Origin of the sequence: Streptomyces sp. NPDC047971 (assembly GCF_040653355.1) — a bacterium.
In the GTDB taxonomy this organism is placed as follows: domain Bacteria; phylum Actinomycetota; class Actinomycetes; order Streptomycetales; family Streptomycetaceae; genus Streptomyces.
Genome location: NZ_JBEZNW010000002.1, coordinates 1 through 18,138 on the forward strand (window position 1 = coordinate 1; position 18,138 = coordinate 18,138).

Genomic DNA, 18,138 nt, shown 5'->3' on the forward strand with positions numbered 1-18,138 from the left:
CCGTCGGGCCGCGCCTGCCGGGCAGCGCCCCGGCGCTGCGCGGCAGCCGCGGCACGACGGTGCTGCCGCGCCCGGTGGACGAGGACGGCGACGCGGTCATCGTCTTCACCTCGGGCACCACCTCGCGGCCCCGGGCGGTGGTCCACACCCGCTCCTCGCTGGCGGCGGGCATGGCCGCCGTGACCGGCCTCGTGGCTCCCGAGCCCGGTCGCCCGGTCATCGGCGGCACGTTCTTCGTCCTCGTACCGTCCCTCGCCGCCGGTGCGCCGGTCGCGCTGCCCGCCCGGTCCCCCCGCGTCCTGGCACGGCAGTTGCGCCGGCTGGGCCCGCAGGCCACGTATCTGACGCCTCCTCAGCTCCGGGCGGCGCTGGCCGCCGACGCACGGTTCACGGGGCGGGTGTGGACCGGCTCCGCGCCGGCGAGCGCCGAGCTGCTCACGCGGGTGAAGCGGGCCGGAGCGGACGAGGCGTGGGGCGTGTACGCGCTGACGGAGCTGTTCCCCGCGGCCGCCGTCGAGCAGGCCGACAAGGCCGCGTTCGACGGCGAGGGCGATCTGGTGGGCGCGCCGCTGCCGGGGGTCGAGGCCAAGACGGGGCCGACCGGGGAGTTGGCGCTGTCCGGTCCGGCGGCCCGGGACCGGTACCTCGGCGAGCAGCCGGACCCCTGGGTCGGCACCGGCGACCGGGGACGCGTCGAGGCGGACGGCAGGATCGTGTTGGAGGGCCGCTGCAAGGACATGGTGCTGCGGCGGGCGGAGAACATCTACCCGGGTCTCTACGAGCCCGCGCTGCACGTGCCCGGTGTCGAGTTGGCCGTCCTGGTGGGCGTTCCGGCCGGGGACGGGGACGAGCGTCTCGTCGCCGTCGTCCAGCCTCGCCGGGCGGCGGACCACGACCGGGTGCGCGCCGCGCTGGCGGGACCGTTGGAGCGGATGGGCGCGGCGCGCCCGGACGCGGTGCTGCTCGCCGACATTCCGTTGTCCGGCCGCTCGTCGAAGCCCGACCGGGCGGCGACGGCGAGGCTGGCGGCGGCCCGCACCGGCGGTGCCGCCCGATGACGGCGGCACCGGGGGCGGCCCTGTGGGCGGTGGTGCCGGCCTTCGACGAGGAGGCGTCGCTCGGCGCGACGCTCGGCGCGCTCGCCGCGCAGTCCGACACCGGATTCACCCTCGTCGTCGTGGACAACGCCTCCACCGACGGGACCCCCGGAATCGTGCGGCGCTTCGCCGCCTCCGCGCCGTTCCCGGTCCATCTCGTCCGGGAGTGCGAACGGGGCGCGGGAGCGGCGGCCGACACCGGTTTCCGGTACGCCGTCGCCCGGGGCGCCGAACTGCTGGTGCGCACGGACGCCGACTGCCTGCCCGACCCCGACTGGATCGCCGCCGCGAAGGACGCGTTCTCCGGGGGCGCGGAGATGGCCTGCGGGCGCAGTCTCCCGCGCCCCGACGAGTCCCCGTCCCTCGCCGAGCGGTACCTCCTGCCGGCGGTGGTCCGGGCGACGGCGGTGTACGGGCGGCTGCGCAAGGAGCACCGGCATCCGCGCTACCGCACCCCGTACGTCCTGTGTCACGGGCACAACATCGCCGTCACCGCCGACCTGTACGTCCGGTGCGGTGGCGCGCCGAGGGTCCCCCTGGAGGGGCCGCCGGAGGACGTCGTGCTGCTCAACCGGGCCCGCATGCACAGCGATCGGATCACACGGGCGGAGCGGATGGTGGTGCGGGCGAGCCTGCGCAGGCTGCGGGCGTGGGGCCCTCTTCGGACCCTTCTGTGGTCCTGGGACCGCCGCTACCGGCCCGGCGACCCCCGGAAGGTGCACGTCCGATGACCGGAAACCCCGAGGAGTCGGCCGTCCGGGCGGCACGCCGCCGGGACCGCCGGGTGTACACGCGCTCCCACCCGCTGTTGTTCGCCCTGCTCGCCGCGGTCCGGCGCAGGCCCGTGGTCCGCGTGGGCCGGACCGTGCTGGTGAGCGGCGCGGAGCCGTACCGCCAGGCCCTCACCCGGATTCCGCTGGACCGCGCGGCGGCCGGCACCACCGGGGGCGCGGCCCGTGAACTGTCCGGCGGCGGGCTCCTCTTCGACCAGGACGGCGCGGGACACCGCGACACCAGGCGGGCCGTGGCAGGGGGTCTGGGCGCGGACGGTGTGGAGCGGCTGCGACCGGTCTGGCGGGACGTGCTCGCGCACCGGCTCGCCCCGCTCGGCGCGGGTCGGGCGGTCGATCTCGTCCCGCTGGCACGCGAGTTGTCCGGGTCGACCGTCCGTGCCCTGCTGGACACCACCGCAGACCCGTCGGCCCTGGCCGAGGCCGCCGCCGACGCCGCGGCAGCCGCGGTCCGGGACCATCTGCCCGGCCCTCGGCCGCCGGGCGCGGCCCGAGCGGCGGCCGAGGCGACGGCCCGGCTCGGGGCGTTGCTCGCGGACGGGGACGACGACGCGGGGTTGCGGGCGATGCTCGCCGTCGCCGCCGTCAACACCACCGTCGCCGCGCTGCCGCGCGCGGTCGCGTGGTGTGCGGACGGTGAACTGTGGGAGCAGGCGGGCGACGAGCGTCTGCGGCCCGCCCTGGTGACCGAGCTGCTCCGGGTCGTCGCACCGTCCCCCCTGCTGCCGCGGGTGGCGGCGGCCGACGCCGTGCTCGGCGGCTGCCCGGTCCGGGCCGGGGACCGGCTGGTGCTGGTGGCGCGCAACGCCGTGGGCGCGCACGACGCTCCGCCGGACGCCGGGAGCCCGGCCCCGCCCGCCGTCGCCCAGCTCGTCTTCGGCGCCGGCCCCCACGCCTGCCCCGGCGCCCGCCTGGCCCGCGCGCAGCTGGACGACCTCCTGGCCGCGCTCGCCCCGTACCGGCCGTCCGTCGTCCGCGCCCGGGTCGACCGCCGGGCGGCGCTGCCCGGCTGGCGCCGGCTGACCATCCGCGCGACCACGGCCGGGGCCCGTACGGAGACCCGGGCATGACGCCGGCGCCGGCGCGCGAGCCTGCCGGACCGCCGACCGCACCGCGCGGCCGCCGTCGGCGTCCCGGTGTCAGGACCGCCGGCCGAGGCCACGACGCGACCGCCCGGACCGACGGACCGCCGCCCGGTACTCACGGCGGACCGACGCTGCCGCCGTCCGTCCGGCGTTTCGACCACCCACTCGATCCAAGGAGCCGAACATGACCACGATCGCCGTGACCGGAGCCAGTGGCTTCTGCGGCTCCCATGTCGCCACCCTCGCCGCCTCGCGCGGTGCCGACGTGCTGTGCGTGGGGCGGCGGCCCGGTCCCGTCGGCCGGCACGTGCGCTGGGACGCCGCGAGCGGGCCGCCGGACCTGCGCGGCGCCGATCTCGTCGTGCACTGCGCGGCCTCCGTGGGCGATCCGGTACCCGGCTCGCCGGCCGAGGCCACGATGCGCGCGGTGAACGTCGACGGCACCGCCCGCCTCATCGAGGCGGCCGCCGGGCGGCCGGTGGTCTGGGTGAGCAGCGCCAGCGTGTACGCCCCCGGGCCCGGGCGGGCGCGGATCACGGAGGACCATCCCGTGCGCGGCCAGTTGAACGCCTACGGCCGTACGAAGGCGGCGGGCGAGGCGCTCGCGCTCGCGGCCGGGGCGGTGGTGCTCCGCCCCCGCGCGGTCTACGGTCCCGGCGACCCCCATCTCGTTCCGCGCCTGCTCGCCCGGGTCCGGGCGGGACTGCTGCTCCTGCCCGGCCGCGACGTGCTCCTGAGCCTGACGGCCGTGGAGAACCTCGCCGAAGCGTGCCTCTCCGCGGCCGTCTGGCGGCCCGGCGCGTACAACATCGCCGACCCGGTGCCGTACCAACGGGACGAGGCGGTCCGGAACGTCCTGCGTGCCCACGGTGTCCACGCACGGATCGGGCGGCTTCCCCTGCCCGTCGCGCGCGCGGCGGCGACCGCCGCCGAGTCCCTGTCCCGCCTCCGGCCGCACAGCGAGCCGCCGCTGACCCGGTACGCCGTGGACCAGCTGGCCCACTCGGTCGTCCTCGACGTCACCCGGGCCGAGGGCCAGGGCTGGCGGGCCGGCCGCGACCTCGCCGACTTCACCGCGGCCGTCGCCCGAGGCTGACAAGCAACCGCCGGCGCCGTCGACACGCTCGTCGCGGCGGGCTTCCTCCCGGCCGAGCGGGAGGGCCCGACGGCCCACGGACGGACGGCGGGCATCACGGTGTGTCGCCACCGGCCGACACACCGCGTCCGACGGCCCGGCGACAGGACACGCTCCCTCACGTGAGGTATGCCTTTCCCATGGATCCCCGGCCGCGAGGCATCCCCGCCCGCCTCTCCCGGCGCGGTGGGCGGCTGCTTCTGGCCGTGCCCTTCGCGCTGATCGCCGTGGTCACCGTCGTGGACATCCTGTTGCCGCCCGAGGTCCACCTGGGGCCGTTCCTGATCGCCGCGCCGGCGGTGACGGCCTCGTTCGCGGGTCCCCGGATGACGGCCCTCGTGGGCGCGGTCGCGGTCCTCGCCCAGGCGATCGTGGCGATCGCGCGGACGAGCCTGACGGACCTCAACCACACCTACCAGATCGTCGCCCTCATCCTGATCTCGGTCATCGTCACCTTCTTCGCGTACCTGCGCGAGGCGCACGAGAGCAAGGTGACCCAGCTCCGTTCCATCGCGCGGGCCGCGCAGAGCGTCGTGCTGCGTCCGCTCCCCCGCCGGTCGGGTCCGCTGCGGATCGCCTCGCTCTATCTGGCGGCGGAGGAGGAGGCCCAGATGGGCGGCGACCTGTACGCGGCCGCCCGCACGGCCTCGGGGACCAGGCTGCTGATCGGTGACGCCCGGGGTAAGGGGCTCGACGCGATCAGCGAGGCCTCGCTCGTGCTCGGCGCCTTCCGCGTCACCGCCCGCGGGGAGCGGGAGCTGCCCGAACTGATCGCGCATCTGGAGGCCGGTGTCGGTTCGGCCGAGGAGGACGAGCGCGCGGGCGACGCCGGGGTGCCGGTGGACGACGAGGCCCAGGAGGCGTTCGTCACCGCGCTGGTCCTGGACATCCCCGATCACGAGCCGGTCGTCCGCCTCGTCAACTGCGGACATCCCCCTCCTCTGATTCTGCGGGAGGGTCGGGTCGTCGTCCTCGACAGCGCGGGACCGAGTCCGCCGCTGGGGCTCGCGGACGTCCTCGCCCCCTCCGTCGCCGTGGAGTCCTTCCCCTTCGACGTGGGGGACGTGCTGCTCCTGTACACCGACGGTGTCGTCGAGGCACGCGGCCACGACCGGGCGTTCTACCCCTTGGCCGAGCGGCTCGCGGCATGGGCACGGGACGACCCGCGGACCTTGCTCGGCCGGCTCAGGGACGACCTCCACGCGTACGCGGGCGGTCACCTCGGCGACGACGCGGCACTCGTCGCGGTGGAGCGGCTGGCTCCGGAGCCGTAGGCCAGAGGGGCCTCGCGGGCCGCCGCTAGGGGGCGGGGGACAGAGCGCGGTCCAACGCGGTGAGGAGGGCTGCGCCGTCGTGGGTGGCGATCGAGAGGCGTTCGCCCCGGACGGTGCGGACGACCACGCTGTCCATGCCCATCGGCACGGCCCAGCCGCCGCCCACCAGGCGCGGCGCGTCGCGGTCGACCGCCTGCAGACCGGCGAGCGGGCTCTGCACCGTACCGGCCGGGGTCAGGTACCTGCTCCGGACCGTGCGTGGCCGGACGAGCCGCAGGGCCTGGTGGACGGAGGCGGGGTCCACGTCGGTGAGGGGGATGCGCTCGCGTCCGACGCGGAGCAGACCGCGGCCCGGGTCGACGCGGACGCGGTGGTAGATCGCCTTCGAGAGGGGGACCGCTATGCAGGGCACCAGGACGAGCAGGTACGCCGCCGAGACGAGCAGCCAGACGCCGGTGTCCTCGGGCAGCGCGTCCACTCCCAGCCGGACGACCATCGCCAGGTAGACGGCGACGCAGAAGACGGTCCAGGTCTTCGGCAGCTTCTCGACGTACATGGGGTTCCTCGGTCCTCGGCGATGGAGTTCCATCCTCGGCACTCCACGGTGCCGTCGTCCTGAGTACCCGTACTCACTTCACGCAGGTCGGTGGCCGGGCGGCGCATGGTCGGCCGCCGGGTGGGCACGCGCGGGGCAGCGACCCCTCCGGGAAGGAGTGCGCCATGCCCGCGGACGCGCCCATCGGCATCTCGTACTGGACGCACGGCACACCCTCTCCCGACCGCCCCGCCCTCGCCGACGACCTGACGGCCGACGTCGTCGTCATCGGGGGCGGAATCGCGGGCCTGTGCGCGGCGTACGAGCTGGTCCGCGCCGGGCGAGAGGTCGTGCTGCTGGAGGCCGAGCGGGTCGCCGGTGGAGTCTCGGGCCACACCACGGGCAAGCTCACCGCCCTGCACGGCCTCACCTACGCGCGGCTCCGCGACACCCATGGGCTCCTCGCCGCCTCCCGGTACGCCCGCGCCCAGCAGGAGGCGCTCGACCACGTGGTCGACCTGTGCGCCGAGCTCGGCGTCGACGCCCAGCTGGAGCGCGCGCCGGCCTTCACCTACGTCACGGACGAGGAGCGGGCCGGGGAGGTCCGCGCGGAGGCCGCCGCGGCGCTGGAGGCGGGACTCGACGCCGCGTACGTGACGGAGACCGACCTGCCGTTCCCGGTGGCGGCGGCCGTCCGGCTGGACGGCCAGCTCCTCTTCCACCCCCGCAGGTTCCTGCTGGGGCTCGCCGACGATCTCGTGGCCCGGGGCGGCGTCGTCCACGAGCACACCCGGGTCACCGAGCTGCGGGAGCTCGCGACGTGCACGGTGGTCACGGAGGGCGGAGCGACCGTCCACGCCGAGGACGTGGTCGTGGCGACGAACTTCCCCCTGGTCGTGCACAGTTCGCTGATCACCAGGCTGTCGGTCCGCCGGGAGCTGGTGGTCGCCTCGCCCGTCCCCGCGGCGACCGCGCCCGAGGGCATGTACCTGACTCCCGAGGACCGCACCAGGTCGGTGCGCACCGCCCCGTACGACGACGGCCACCGGCTGCTGATCGTCACCGGCGAGGCGTTCGAACCCGGTACCGGTGACGCGGCCGACCGGCTCCGGCGGCTCACCGGGTGGGCCCACCGGGCCTTCCCGGCGTTCGGCGGGCCGGGTGCGGCCACCTTCCGGTGGGCCGCGCAGGACGTGCGGTCCGCGGACCACCTGCCGTACGTGGGCCATGAGCACCCGGACACCCAGCATGTCTTCGTGGCCACCGGGTTCGGTGGCTGGGGCATGAGCAACGGGGTGATGGCGGGTCGGCTGCTGGCCGCCCATGTGACCGGCGCGCCCCGCCCGGACTGGACCGAGCTCTTCGACCCGCGCCGTCACCTTCCGCTGCGTGAGTTCCCCGACGTGGTGCGGGCGCAGACGTCCGTGGCCCGGCACTATCTCGTGGGGCGCCCGCCGCGCTGTACCCACATGGGTTGCGAGCTCGGCTTCGACGAGCTGGAGGACGTCTGGGAGTGCCCCTGTCACGGGTCGCGTTTCGCGGCGGCCGACGGGCGGGTGCTCCAGGGGCCGGCGACCCGCCCCCTGAAGGAGGCGGGCCCGGCCCTGGAGGGTGTGGGTGGGGTCAGCGGCGCAACGGACCCTCACACGTGAAGTCGGCGGTTCCGGCGCGGCCGGAGGTCCATACGTCCACCGGGCCGAAGGAGCAGTTCATGTCGTTGAAGTTGTCTCCGCCGGTCCTGCTCCGGTCGAGGACGAAGTAGTCGACGGTCTCGGACATGTCCTTGAAGACCTGGTCGGGGTCGGTGGCGTCGGCGAGATTGGCGGTGATCCGGCCGTTGCAGACGAAGCGGGGCAGCAGGGGGTCGCCGGTGCCCGCGCAGTCGGGTGTGTTGCCGGTGGCGGCCGCGAAGGCGGACCGTATCTGGTCCGAGGTGGCGTGTCGCAGGCCGGCGGTCGGCTCATGGGTGGTGTCGGGCACGAACAGCTCGTCGACCCGGGCGATCTGCCGGTCGAGGAAGGCGTCGTAGGCGGCCTGTGTTCCGGGGTCCTTGCCGATGGTGTCGCGCCAGGTGTCGTAGCCCCGGACGTCTCCCGCGCGGAGGTGGCCGTACATCGCGCGCAGCAGGGCGGGCCGCTCGGTCCACAGGTACTCGAAGAAGGTGCCCGCGTAGCTGTAGAAGCGGAAGCCGTCGCCGTCGTAGGTGGCGTGCAGGATCTGGTCGACGGTCATGCGCGGCCCGCCGGAGGCGGTGTCCCTGATGACGCTCTCGACCAGTGACTTGCGGACGGCGACGCCGTCGTCGCGGGTGGCGCCGTCGAAGAACTCCGCGGTGCCCTCGTCCATGGCCGTGGTGCGGTCGTTCTCGTACCAGGGCCCCTCGCCGAAGAATCCGGGGACGGCGTAGCGGCCGTTCAGGTAGTGGACGTACTCGTGGCGGAAGAGCTCTTCGAGCGTGAGGCTGGAGTCCTGCGGCACCCGCCGCTGGTACGTGTAGAAGGTCGCGCCGCGTTCGATGTAGATGCCGCCGTTCTCGGTGCCCATCCCGGTGAGGATCGGGTGGTACGTCTCGTAGTCCTGACGGGAGGCGTAGAGCACGATGTTCAGGGCGCTGTTCGGGTCTCCGGCGAGCGGCTGCTCGGTGCCGAGCACGCGGTGGAACTGGGCCTTGACCTGCTTGCTCGCGTAGTAGAGCTGGTCGACGGTGGCGCGGGCGAGGCCGGTGCGGACCTTGATCGCCCCGTTGTCGTAGGAGTAGGTGTACGGGAAGATCCTGGCCTCGATGTCGGCCTTGCAGACCTTGTACGGGGCGCAGGCGTCGTAGAAGTTGAGCCAGCCGACGAGCGAGGCCCAGGGGGCGCTGCCGGTACCGAAGCCGGTCTCGACCGGGCCGAGGAGGCCGCCGAGGTCGGTGACGATCCTGCTCCTGAGGCTGTCGATCTGGCCGAAGCGGCCGTACTCGCCGAGGGCGTCGCGGACGACCCAGGCGTTGGCGGTGTTCTTGAGGTGCGTGTGGGTGGCGAAGTCCTTGAACGCCGCGCGGTAGCCCGCGTTCTGGGCGGCTGCCGCGCGGAACGCGGTGTCCTGGTTGCCGGGGTAGACGCCGAGGTAGTTGACGGAGAGCGCGGCAAGGGCCGCACCGCCCCAGCCGGGGTCGCCGGAGGTCTGCGGGTGGCCGGCGCCCATGCGGGCCAGGACCTGGGCGATGAGCCCGAGTTGGTGCTGCCGCAGGCCGGGCGCGCTGCCGGTGTAGAGGGCCTCGCGGAGCGTCTGGGCGTTCTCCGGGGTGACGTCGAAGGTGTGCGAGGCGTAGGCGAAGGCCGCGGTGGCGGCGCGCATGGTCTCGACGGTGGGGGCGTCGGTGATGTCGATCTCGGACCGGCCGAAGTCGTGGTAGGCCACCGCGTGGAGGTAGGTGAACATCTCCAGCAGGTGGGTGGAGTTGGTCCCGTCGTGGTCGGCGGCGAGGCCCGTGATGCGTCGGGCGACGGCCTGGACGTGCGCGTCCGACATCACGGGCGCGAGGCGGGCGTCCCAGGTCCAGATCAGTTCGCGCAGGCAGCCGTCGGCCCCGACGGCGGGATCGGCGAGGAAGTCGGCGAGCTGGGCGGGGGTGAGTCGGGTGACGCCGTCGAGCGTGCAGGGCACGCCGGCCAGGGTGGTGGCCGCTCGCGCGGTACGGGCCCCGTCCCGGGCGCTCGGGGCGGTCTGCGGACCGGGGACACGGCCGGCGGTGACGCCGCGGAGGGCGGCGGCCGGACCGGTCTTCGCGGCGGGCGCCTCGGCGAGTCGGTCGACCTCGTCGTGCGGGTTCGCGGCGTGGGCCACCGGGGCGGTCGGGGCGGCGTTACGGGGCGCGAAGGTCGCCGGTGCAGGGGCGGCGTTCCGGGGCGCGAAGGTCGCCGGTGTCGGGGCGGCGGCCTGGGCCGAGTACGCGAGCGGGGCGGTGAGGCCGGTCGCGAGCACTGCGGCGAGAAGGGTCGTGCGCACGGCTCTGTGCTGGGACACGAAGTCTCCTGTGATGGGGGGGTGAACTTCCCTTGAGGGCAGGGTCGTTGGCATGACACTGCCCTGGACATGACATGTAACATAGCAATGTGAAATTGCACTGAGAAGCCTTATACGTCGTCAGCTTCTCCGGACGCAGACCACGCAAGGGGCACGCGACACGCGGGGGCACGGTTACTCCCCCACCTGAAAGCCGTTGCGAGCAGGGCGTGTTGGGCCTCTTGGCAACGCCAGTGGGGTGTGAAATATTACTGCCGTGCCCACGAGACACCTCTCCGCGGCGACCGACGTCATCATCGTCGGCGCCGGAATGATCGGCGCGGCCTGCGCGTACTACGCCGTACACGCGGGCCTCTCCGTCACCGTCCTCGACCGCGGCCCCGTCGCGGGCGGCACGACAGGAGCGGGCGAGGGAAACCTTCTGATCTCCGACAAGGAGCCCGGGCCCGAGCTCGATCTGGCGCTCCTCTCGAACCGCCTGTGGCGCGAACTCTCCCCCGCGCTGCGGGCGGAGGCCGAGTTCGAACCCAAGGGCGGCCTGGTGGTCGCCTCGGACGAGAGCGGCCTCGACGCCCTGCGCGGTTTCGCGAAGGCGCAGACCGAGGCGGGTGTCGAGGCACACGAGATTCCCGGTGACGGGCTCCACGACCTGGAGCCCCATCTCGCACCGGGACTCGCGGGCGCGTTCCACTACCCGCAGGACGCGCAGGTGCAGCCGGCGCTGGCGGCGTCCCGGCTGCTGCGCGCCTCCGGCGCCGCCGTCCGCACCGGCACGGAGGTCGCCTCCGTACTCACCGGTGCGGACGGTTCCGTGCGCGGGGTGCGCACCACGGGGGGCGACGCGCTGCGTGCCCCGTACGTGGTCAACGCGGCCGGGAGCTGGGGCGGCGCACTGGCCCGGACCGCCGGTACCGAGCTTCCGGTCCTGCCCCGCCGCGGCTTCGTGCTGGTCACCGAACCGCTGCCGCGCGTGGTGCGCCACAAGGTGTACGCGGCGGACTACGTCGCCGATGTCGCGAGCGACTCCGCCGCCCTGCAGACCTCACCGGTCGTCGAGGGAACACCGGCCGGGCCGGTCCTGATCGGGGCGAGCCGGGAGCGCGTCGGCTTCGACCGTACGCTCTCCGCACCGGCCGTCGGCCGGCTGGCCCGGGGCGCCGCCCGACTGTTCCCGGTGCTCGCCGGCGTGCGGGTGACGCGGGTGTACGCGGGCTTCCGCCCGTATCTGCCGGATCACCTTCCGGCGATCGGCCCGGACCCGCGCGTTCCCGGGCTGTTCCACGCCTGCGGCCACGAGGGGGCGGGGATCGGACTGGCCCCGGCCACGGGCCTGTTGATATCCCGCTTCCTGACCGGGGCCGCGCCGCCGTTGGACGCCCGCCCCTTCCGCCCGGAGCGGTTCGCCGCGGCGGCCGGGTGCTCCGCCCGGCCGTCGGGGGAGGCACCGTGACCACGGACGACAGGTCCACCATCATCCTCGGTTGGGAGTGCGCATGATCCGTCGCCTCGGACACCGCGTGAGCCGTGCCCGTACCCCGCGTTCGCTCGTCGGCGCCCGGCCCGGGCCGGAGATCACGTTCACCTTCGACGGGCGGCCGGTCACCGCGTTGCCGGGCCAGTCGCTGGCCGCCGCGCTGTGGGCCGCGGGGATCCTCTCCTGGCGCACGACGCGCGTCGGCGGGAAGCCCCGCGGGGTGTTCTGCGGGATCGGCCAGTGCTTCGACTGCCTGGTCACGGTCGACGGCCGCCCGAACCGGCGCGCCTGTCTCGTACCGGCCGGTCCGGGCGACGTCGTCACGACGCAGGAGGGACACGGCCGTGCCGAACTCGACGCCCGGTAGCGGCCGTCCGGATCCCGTGAGGTCATCGGGCGCGTACGACGTGGTGGTCGTCGGAGCGGGGCCCGCAGGGCTCGCGGGGGCCGTCGCCGCCGCCGAGCGCGGTCTGTCGGTGGCGCTGCTCGACGGTGACGCCGGGCTCGGCGGCCAGTTCTACCGGCAGCCCGCGGCCTCGCTCGGGGCCGCCCGGCCGGAGGCGCTGCACCACGACTGGGCGGCCTTCGACGGGCTGCGGCGGCGGTGGGAGGCGAGCGACGGCGTCCATCTCCCCCGGCACCACGTGTGGACCGTGGTCTCGGAGCGGACCGCCGTGCCGGGCGCGGGCGCGGACCGCGCCTCCTGGGCGGTGCATGCCGTCACCGGATCGGACGGAGAGGGCGACCGGCCCGTGGTGGTGCGGGGCCGGGCGGTCCTCCTGGCGACCGGTGCAGCCGAGCGTCAACTGCCCTTCCCCGGCTGGACCCTGCCGGGTGTGATCGGTGCGGGCGGCGCGCAGGCGATGCTCAAGTCGGGGCTCGTGCTGCCCGGCGGCCGGATCGTGGTGGCGGGCAGCGGCCCGCTGCTGCTCGCCGTCGCCTCCTCCCTGCTGGCGGCGGGGGCCGAGGTGCCCGCCGTGGTCGAGGCGGCCGGGTACCTCCGCTACCTCCGGCGGCCCGGCGTGCTGGCCGCGGGACCGGGCAAGTTGGCGGAGGCGTTCGGGCACATGGCCCCGCTGGCCCTGCGGGGTGTGCGGCCGTACGCGCGGCATGCCGTCGTCCGCGCGCACGGCACCGAGCGGGTGGAGGCCGTGACCGTCGCCCGCCTCGACGGCGACTGGCGTCCGGTGCCCGGCACCGGGCGGCGCATCGCCTGTGACGCGGTGGCCGTGGGCCACGGTCTCGTTCCCCGGATCGACCTGGGCACGGCCCTCGGTTGCGCCGTCCGCACGACTCCGGACGGCGCGTCGGCCCTGGTGGTGGACGCCGGTCAGCGGACCACGGTCGCCGGCCTGTGGTCGGCGGGCGAGACCGTCGGCGTGGGCGGCGCCCGGCTGGCCCTGGTGGAGGGCGAGTTGTCCGGGGTGGCGATCGCCGCGCGCCTGCGCGGGCCCACCGCCGGACCGTCGGCGCGCACCCGGACGCTGCTGCGGGTCCGCGCCCGGCTGCGTGCCTTCGCCACGCTGATGGCCGCCGCGCATGCGCCGGGCGAGGGCTGGCACGGCCCCGGCGGCTGGCTCGACGACGCCACGGAGGTGTGCCGTTGCGAGGAGGTCGACGCCGGGCGGGTCCGCGAGGCGGTCGAGGAGCTTGGCGCGGGCGACGCCCGTTCGGTGAAGCTGCTGACCCGGGCGGGCATGGGCTGGTGCCAGGGTCGGGTGTGCGGGCCCGCCGTCGCCTGCCTCGCCCGCGGAGGGGCGGCCTCGGAGGCCGCGCTCCCCGGCTCGCCCGAACGCCGCCCGCTGGCCGTCCCGGTGACGCTCGGCGCGCTCGCGGGGCTCGAAGCCGACCCGGCCGGTACACGGGACGGCGACTGACATCCCGCACGGGCCGCTCCCGCACCGGAGAGAACCCAACTGACGATCCATCAATAACATGTCACATCTCACTGACGAAGGGCTCCTCGTGACCGTCACTCCCGCCCCCTCCGAATGGACCGCCACCCGCCCCTGGCGCGGCATCATGGTCGCCACCGCCCTGCCCTTCCGCGAGGACCTCACCGTCGACCACGACGCCTACGCGGCACACGTCCGATGGCTCCTGGACAACGGCTGCGACGGCGTCGTCCCCAACGGATCGCTCGGCGAGTACCAGACCCTCACCGACGAGGAGCGCGCCCGCGTCGTCCGTACGGCCGTCGAGGCCGCCGGTGACGGGGCGCGGGTGATGCCCGGGGTCGCGGCCTACGGCAGCGCCGAGTCGCGCCGCTGGACCGAGCAGGCCGCCGAGGCGGGCTGCGGATCGGTCCTGCTGCTCCCGCCCAACGCCTACAGGTGCGACGCTCCCGCCGTGCGCTCACACTACGCGGACGCGGCCGGGGTCGGGCTGCCGGTCGTGGCGTACAACAACCCCCACGACACCAAGGTGGACCTGACCCCCGAGCTGCTCGCGACGCTGCACGCGGACGGCCACATCGTCGCGGTGAAGGAGTTCAGCGGCGACGTGCGCAGGGCCTACGAGATCGCCGAACGCGCTCCGGAGCTCGACCTGTTGATCGGGGCGGACGACGTCCTGCTCGAACTGGCCGTCGCGGGCGCGGTCGGTTGGGTCGCCGGCTACCCCAACGCCTTCCCGGCCTCCTGCGCGGAGCTGTACCGTGCCGCCGTCGCGGGCGACATCGAGCGCGCGCTGCCGCTCTACCGCGCGCTCCACCCGCTGCTGCGCTGGGACTCGAAGACGGAGTTCGTCCAGTCGATCAAGTTGTCCATGGACATCGCGGGCCGGCGCGGCGGGCCGTGCCGCCCGCCGCGCTCGCCGCTCGCGGGTGTCATCGAGGCCGAGGTCCGCGCCGCCACCGAGAAGGCCGTCGCCGACGGCCGGCACTGAGAGGAGCCCGTCGTGCGCACCCGTCACGTGTTCCACGCCGTCGACTCGCACACCGAGGGAATGCCCACCCGCGTCATCACCGGCGGGGTGGCGCCGATCCCCGGCGCCACCATGGCCGAACGCCGGCTGCACTTCATCGAGCACCTGGACCACCTCCGTACGCTGCTGATGTACGAACCCCGGGGTCACGCCTCCATGAGCGGGGCGATCCTCCAGCCGCCGACGCGGCCGGACGCCGATGTCGGCGTCCTGTTCGTCGAGGTGTCCGGCCTGCTGCCGATGTGCGGACACGGCACCATCGGGGTGGCGACCGTCCTGGTGGAGACCGGGATGGTGCCGGTGGTCGAGCCGGTCACCACCGTGCGCCTCGACACCCCGGCCGGCCTGGTGCGTGCGGAGGTACGGGTGGAGGGCGGCGTCGCGAAGGCGGTGACGCTGACCAACGTGCCGTCGTTCTGCGCCGCCCTGGACCGGGAGGTGAAGGTCCCCGGCCTCGGCACCGTCCGCTACGACCTGGCCTTCGGCGGCAACTTCTACGCCTTCGTCGATCTGGAAGCGCTCGGGCTGCCGTTCGACCGGGACCGCAAGGACGAGCTGCTCGGGGCCGGGCTCGCCATCATGGCGGCGATCGACGCCGACGACCGGCCGGTCCATCCCGTCCGGCCGGAGATCGGCGGCGTCAAGCACGTCCATCTGACCGCGCCCGGTTCCGACGCGCGCCACTCGCGTCACGCCATGGCCATCCATCCCGGCTGGTTCGACCGCTCGCCCTGCGGCACCGGAACCTCCGCGCGCATGGCGCAGCTCCACGCCCGCGGGGAGCTCCCGCTGCACCAGGACTTCGTCAACGAGTCCTTCATCGGCACCCGGTTCACCGGCCGGCTGGTCGAGGAGACCGAGGTGGGCGGAGTGCCCGCGGTGGTGCCGACCATCACGGGGCGCGCGTGGCTGACGGGCACCGCGCAGTACTTCCTCGATCCGGAGGACCCCTTCCCCGGCGGGTTCCTGCTGTGAGCTGTCACGTGCCGTGAAAACGTGAAATTGTACGGTGGTGCGGCGCCACGCCCCGGCTGCCGGACGGCGCGACAAGCGGAAGTCGGAGAACGGCACATGGGCCATCTGAAGCAGAGTCATCTGATCACCACCCGGGAGCGCCTGCGCGACCAGGTGGCCCACGCTCTGCGGGCGGCGCTGATCTCCGGCGAGCTCAAGCCCGGCGAGGTGTACTCGGCGCCGGGTCTCGCCGAGGACTTCGGGATCTCCGCGACCCCGGTACGGGAGGCCATGCTCGACCTTGCCCGCGAGGGCCTGGTCGAGCCGGTGCGCAACAAGGGTTTCCGGGTCACCGAGGTCAATGAACGCGACCTCGACCAGTACACGGACATCCGGCTGCTCATCGAGGTGCCGACCGTGGGCCGGGTGACGCTGACGGCGGACCGTGACGACCTCCGGGCGCTGCGGCCGATCGCCGAGGAGATCGTCGCGGCGGCCCGCGCCCACGACCTCATCGGCTATCTGGAGTCCGACCGCCGATTCCATCTCACGCTGCTCGGCCTCTCGGGGAACGAACGCCTGGTCGAGACGGTCGGCGACCTGCGCAAACGGTCCCGGCTCTACGGGCTGACCGCCCTGGACGAGCGGGGCGAGCTGCTGCCCTCCGCGGAGGAGCATCTGGAGCTGCTCGACTACATGCTGGCGGGTGACGCCATGGGCGCCGAGGCCTGCATGGTCCGCCATCTCAGCCACGTACGGTCCCTGTGGGCGCGGGACGAGGCCCGTGCGGCGCCGGACGCCGTGGCCCCGGCTCCGCGCCGTGCGAGCGGGTGAGGTCGAGCTCCGGGGCAAAACGGTCGATAATGGACCTCATGGCCCGTAAGGCAGAAGCTCAGCCTCATCCTCCCTCGACCCTGTCCGTCAAGGGTCGGGACATGCGTCTGCGCACGATCGGTTTCGTGGTCCTCGCGGTCGCCGCGATCTGGTTCATCGCCGCGAACACGGGATCGGTCACGATCAGACTGTGGATCCCCACCGTCACCCTGCCCCTGTGGAGCGTCCTCACGGTCACGCTCCTCGTCGGGATCGTCCTCGGCCTCTACATCGCCCGTCGCCGCGCACGGCGCTGACGGCTCCGCGCATGGGCGACACGGCACCGCGGCTGGACCGCGGCGAGGCGCTCGCCGCCACGGGCGTGGGCTGCTTCCTGTGGGTGCCGGCCACCGGACAGCTGATCCTCGACCCCGTGGGCCGTGACGCCCTCGACCTGCTCCCCGAGGAGTACCACGGGCTTGCCACCGACCTCCGCCCGAAGATCCTCCGCGACGACTGGACGCTGCTGTCGGCCCTCGGCGAGGAGCTGCGGGGCGGCCGCAGGGACGCGTACAGCGCCTACTTCCGGGTCGCGCTCCACGACGGCCGCAGCCGCTGGACGCACGTCCGGGGGAACGCCGTACGCGCGGGCTCGGAGGGACCCGCGCGGGTGGTGGGGGTGGTCCGTGACGCGAGCCTGGATCTGTCACCCTCCGCGATCCGTCCTCCGGCCGACGAGGACAACGACCACCTGCACGCCCTGGGCGAGGCGGCGATCGCCCTGGCCCGGGCGATGAGCGTGTGCGAGGTCGCCGCGGTCCTGGGCGACGAGCCGTGTCTGCGCAGGCTCGGAGTGAAGGCGATGTCACTCGCCGTGCTCGAACAGGGACGGCTCAGGCTCGTCCGTTCGGTGCTCTCCCTGGACGACGCCGAGCCGCCCCAGAAGTCCCGGCTCGCCGACTCCTGGCCGCTGAACGACGTCGTACGCTCCGCCAGGCCGCTCTTCTTCACCTCCGTGCCCGACTTCCTCGACCGCTATCCGCGGCTCGCGCCGCACCGGCACGGCTTCCACGCGACGGCGGCAGCGTTCCTGCCGCTGGTCGAGCAGGGGCAGCCGCTCGGCGCCATGGGCATGTTCTACGACGACACGACCTCGTTCTCCCTCGCGGACCACACCCTGATGACCGCATGGGCGAGGGCGGTGGCCCGCGCCCTGCACCGGGTCACCATGCTCGACCGTTCGAGGGAGATCGCCGCCGGACTGCAGAACGCCATGCTGCCCCGCAGGATCCCCGAGACCCCCGGCGCCCGCATCACCGTGCGGTACCGGACGGCGCGGGCGGGCGTCCGGGTCGGTGGGGACTGGTACGACGCGGTGACGCTGCCCGACGGCGCGGTGGGGATCGCGATCGGGGACGTGCAGGGTCATGACACCGAGGCCGCGGCCCTCATGGGGCAGCTGCGCGTGGCCATGACCGCGTACGCGGCCGAGGGCCATCCGTGCGGGTGGGTCCTGGCCAAGGCGTCGGCGTTCCTCGCCGAGCTGGCCGCCGACCGCTTCGCCACCTGCCAGTATCTGCGGATCGCTCTCGCCACCGGCGCGGTCGACGCGGCGAACGCCGGCCATCCGCTGCCGCTGCTGCGCCGCGCGGACGGCACGGTGGACCGGCTGGAGCTGTCCGTCGGGCCGCCCCTGGGGCTCCCCGCCGACTGGGATCCCACCCCGTATCCGCCGACCACGGCGCGGCTCGCTCCGGGCGAGACCCTGCTGCTGTACAGCGACGGGCTGGTCGAGCGGCCCGGCGAGGACATCGACCGCGGGCTGGCGCGGCTGGCCGCCGCGCTCTCGGGCGGCCCGTCGGATCCGGAGGAGCTCGCCGACCACCTCCTGGACACCCTCACCCCCGGACCGCACGCGGAGGACGACGCGGCGTTGCTGATGCTGCGCCGGGACGGCCCGTGACCGCCGCGACTCCGGCACCGGCCCACCTCCGACCAGCGCCGCCCATTGGTCTGCCTCGCCACCAATCATCTTCCAAGCATCAAG

The 18,138-nt window shown here is 74.4% G+C and carries 16 protein-coding genes; 14 read left to right on the forward strand and 2 right to left on the reverse strand.

Going from position 1 to position 18,138, the window contains the following annotated elements; all coding sequences use genetic code 11:
- The 5 genes from AB0D99_RS02605 to AB0D99_RS02625 form a co-directional block, all read left to right on the forward strand.
- Positions 1–1,058, forward strand: a 1,058-nt coding sequence (locus AB0D99_RS02605; RefSeq protein ID WP_362356074.1) for a class I adenylate-forming enzyme family protein, incomplete at its 5' end; no start/stop codon positions are given.
- Positions 1,055–1,828, forward strand: a complete 774-nt coding sequence (locus tag AB0D99_RS02610; RefSeq protein WP_362356076.1) for a glycosyltransferase family 2 protein — start codon at positions 1,055–1,057, stop codon at positions 1,826–1,828. The genes AB0D99_RS02605 and AB0D99_RS02610, both read left to right, overlap by 4 nt.
- Complete coding sequence (locus AB0D99_RS02615; protein ID WP_362356078.1) at positions 1,825–2,958, forward strand: cytochrome P450; 1,134 nt, start codon at positions 1,825–1,827, stop codon at positions 2,956–2,958. Before AB0D99_RS02610 ends, AB0D99_RS02615 begins: the two co-directional genes overlap by 4 nt.
- A 199-nt stretch (positions 2,959–3,157) precedes the next feature.
- Complete coding sequence (locus AB0D99_RS02620; protein ID WP_362356080.1) at positions 3,158–4,069, forward strand: NAD(P)-dependent oxidoreductase; 912 nt, start codon at positions 3,158–3,160, stop codon at positions 4,067–4,069.
- Positions 4,070–4,248: 179 nt separating this feature from the next.
- Positions 4,249–5,382: a PP2C family protein-serine/threonine phosphatase gene (locus AB0D99_RS02625; RefSeq protein WP_362356082.1), complete on the forward strand. Its 1,134-nt coding sequence runs from the start codon at positions 4,249–4,251 to the stop codon at positions 5,380–5,382.
- Between the two features lie 25 nt (positions 5,383–5,407).
- Here the strand turns inward: AB0D99_RS02625 and AB0D99_RS02630 are convergent, their stop codons facing one another.
- On the reverse strand, positions 5,408–5,938 hold the full coding sequence (locus tag AB0D99_RS02630) for a DUF3093 family protein (protein WP_362356084.1): 531 nt from the start codon (positions 5,936–5,938) through the stop codon (positions 5,408–5,410).
- A gap of 164 nt (positions 5,939–6,102) precedes the next feature.
- On the opposite strand from AB0D99_RS02630, the gene AB0D99_RS02635 reads away from it, so the two are divergent.
- Positions 6,103–7,569: an FAD-dependent oxidoreductase gene (locus tag AB0D99_RS02635; protein WP_362356086.1), complete on the forward strand. Its 1,467-nt coding sequence runs from the start codon at positions 6,103–6,105 to the stop codon at positions 7,567–7,569.
- On the opposite strand, the gene AB0D99_RS02640 is transcribed toward AB0D99_RS02635, so the two are convergent.
- Positions 7,541–9,925: a collagenase gene (locus tag AB0D99_RS02640; protein ID WP_362356088.1), complete on the reverse strand. Its 2,385-nt coding sequence runs from the start codon at positions 9,923–9,925 to the stop codon at positions 7,541–7,543. The two genes, AB0D99_RS02635 and AB0D99_RS02640, sit on opposite strands and share 29 nt — an antisense overlap.
- A gap of 256 nt (positions 9,926–10,181) precedes the next feature.
- Here AB0D99_RS02640 and AB0D99_RS02645 point away from each other — a divergent pair, with 256 nt between their 5' ends.
- From AB0D99_RS02645 to AB0D99_RS02680, 8 genes are all read left to right on the forward strand, one after another.
- The gene (locus AB0D99_RS02645; RefSeq protein WP_362356090.1) at positions 10,182–11,375 is read left to right on the forward strand and encodes an FAD-dependent oxidoreductase; all 1,194 of its coding nucleotides are present in this window, start codon (positions 10,182–10,184) and stop codon (positions 11,373–11,375) included.
- Positions 11,376–11,418: 43 nt separating this feature from the next.
- The gene (locus AB0D99_RS02650) at positions 11,419–11,766 is read left to right on the forward strand and encodes a (2Fe-2S)-binding protein (RefSeq protein ID WP_362356092.1); all 348 of its coding nucleotides are present in this window, start codon (positions 11,419–11,421) and stop codon (positions 11,764–11,766) included.
- Between the two features lie 16 nt (positions 11,767–11,782).
- Positions 11,783–13,276, forward strand: a complete 1,494-nt coding sequence (locus AB0D99_RS02655) for an NAD(P)/FAD-dependent oxidoreductase (RefSeq protein ID WP_362356094.1) — start codon at positions 11,783–11,785, stop codon at positions 13,274–13,276.
- Between the two features lie 145 nt (positions 13,277–13,421).
- Complete coding sequence (locus AB0D99_RS02660) at positions 13,422–14,285, forward strand: dihydrodipicolinate synthase family protein (protein WP_362356649.1); 864 nt, start codon at positions 13,422–13,424, stop codon at positions 14,283–14,285.
- Positions 14,286–14,297: 12 nt separating this feature from the next.
- Positions 14,298–15,299 carry a proline racemase family protein gene (locus tag AB0D99_RS02665; protein WP_362356096.1) on the forward strand — a complete coding sequence of 334 codons (1,002 nt, stop codon included), beginning with the start codon at positions 14,298–14,300 and terminating at the stop codon, positions 15,297–15,299.
- Positions 15,300–15,395: 96 nt separating this feature from the next.
- Positions 15,396–16,112 (forward strand): GntR family transcriptional regulator, encoded by a 717-nt coding sequence (locus AB0D99_RS02670; protein ID WP_362356098.1) that lies wholly within the window; start codon positions 15,396–15,398, stop codon positions 16,110–16,112.
- A gap of 101 nt (positions 16,113–16,213) precedes the next feature.
- On the forward strand, positions 16,214–16,408 hold the full coding sequence (locus AB0D99_RS02675) for a LapA family protein (protein ID WP_362356100.1): 195 nt from the start codon (positions 16,214–16,216) through the stop codon (positions 16,406–16,408).
- 11 nt (positions 16,409–16,419) lie between these two features.
- Positions 16,420–18,054, forward strand: coding sequence for a SpoIIE family protein phosphatase (locus AB0D99_RS02680; RefSeq protein WP_362356102.1), 1,635 nt, complete (start codon positions 16,420–16,422; stop codon positions 18,052–18,054).
- Positions 18,055–18,138 lie beyond the last annotated feature (84 nt).

What these genes read in the sequence shown, in the direction of transcription:
- AB0D99_RS02660 (WP_362356649.1), top strand. Translation starts at nt 13,422, where the DNA reads ATGGTCGCCACCGCCCTGCCCTTCCGCGAGGACCTCACCGTCGACCAC.
- AB0D99_RS02615 (WP_362356078.1), top strand. Translation starts at nt 1,825, where the DNA reads ATGACCGGAAACCCCGAGGAGTCGGCCGTCCGGGCGGCACGCCGCCGG.
- AB0D99_RS02630 (WP_362356084.1), bottom strand. Translation starts at nt 5,938, where the DNA reads ATGTACGTCGAGAAGCTGCCGAAGACCTGGACCGTCTTCTGCGTCGCC.
- AB0D99_RS02635 (WP_362356086.1), top strand. Translation starts at nt 6,103, where the DNA reads ATGCCCGCGGACGCGCCCATCGGCATCTCGTACTGGACGCACGGCACA.
- AB0D99_RS02625 (WP_362356082.1), top strand. Translation starts at nt 4,249, where the DNA reads ATGGATCCCCGGCCGCGAGGCATCCCCGCCCGCCTCTCCCGGCGCGGT.
- AB0D99_RS02680 (WP_362356102.1), top strand. Translation starts at nt 16,420, where the DNA reads ATGGGCGACACGGCACCGCGGCTGGACCGCGGCGAGGCGCTCGCCGCC.
- AB0D99_RS02650 (WP_362356092.1), top strand. Translation starts at nt 11,419, where the DNA reads ATGATCCGTCGCCTCGGACACCGCGTGAGCCGTGCCCGTACCCCGCGT.
- AB0D99_RS02675 (WP_362356100.1), top strand. Translation starts at nt 16,214, where the DNA reads ATGCGTCTGCGCACGATCGGTTTCGTGGTCCTCGCGGTCGCCGCGATC.
- AB0D99_RS02670 (WP_362356098.1), top strand. Translation starts at nt 15,396, where the DNA reads ATGGGCCATCTGAAGCAGAGTCATCTGATCACCACCCGGGAGCGCCTG.
- AB0D99_RS02610 (WP_362356076.1), top strand. Translation starts at nt 1,055, where the DNA reads ATGACGGCGGCACCGGGGGCGGCCCTGTGGGCGGTGGTGCCGGCCTTC.
- AB0D99_RS02620 (WP_362356080.1), top strand. Translation starts at nt 3,158, where the DNA reads ATGACCACGATCGCCGTGACCGGAGCCAGTGGCTTCTGCGGCTCCCAT.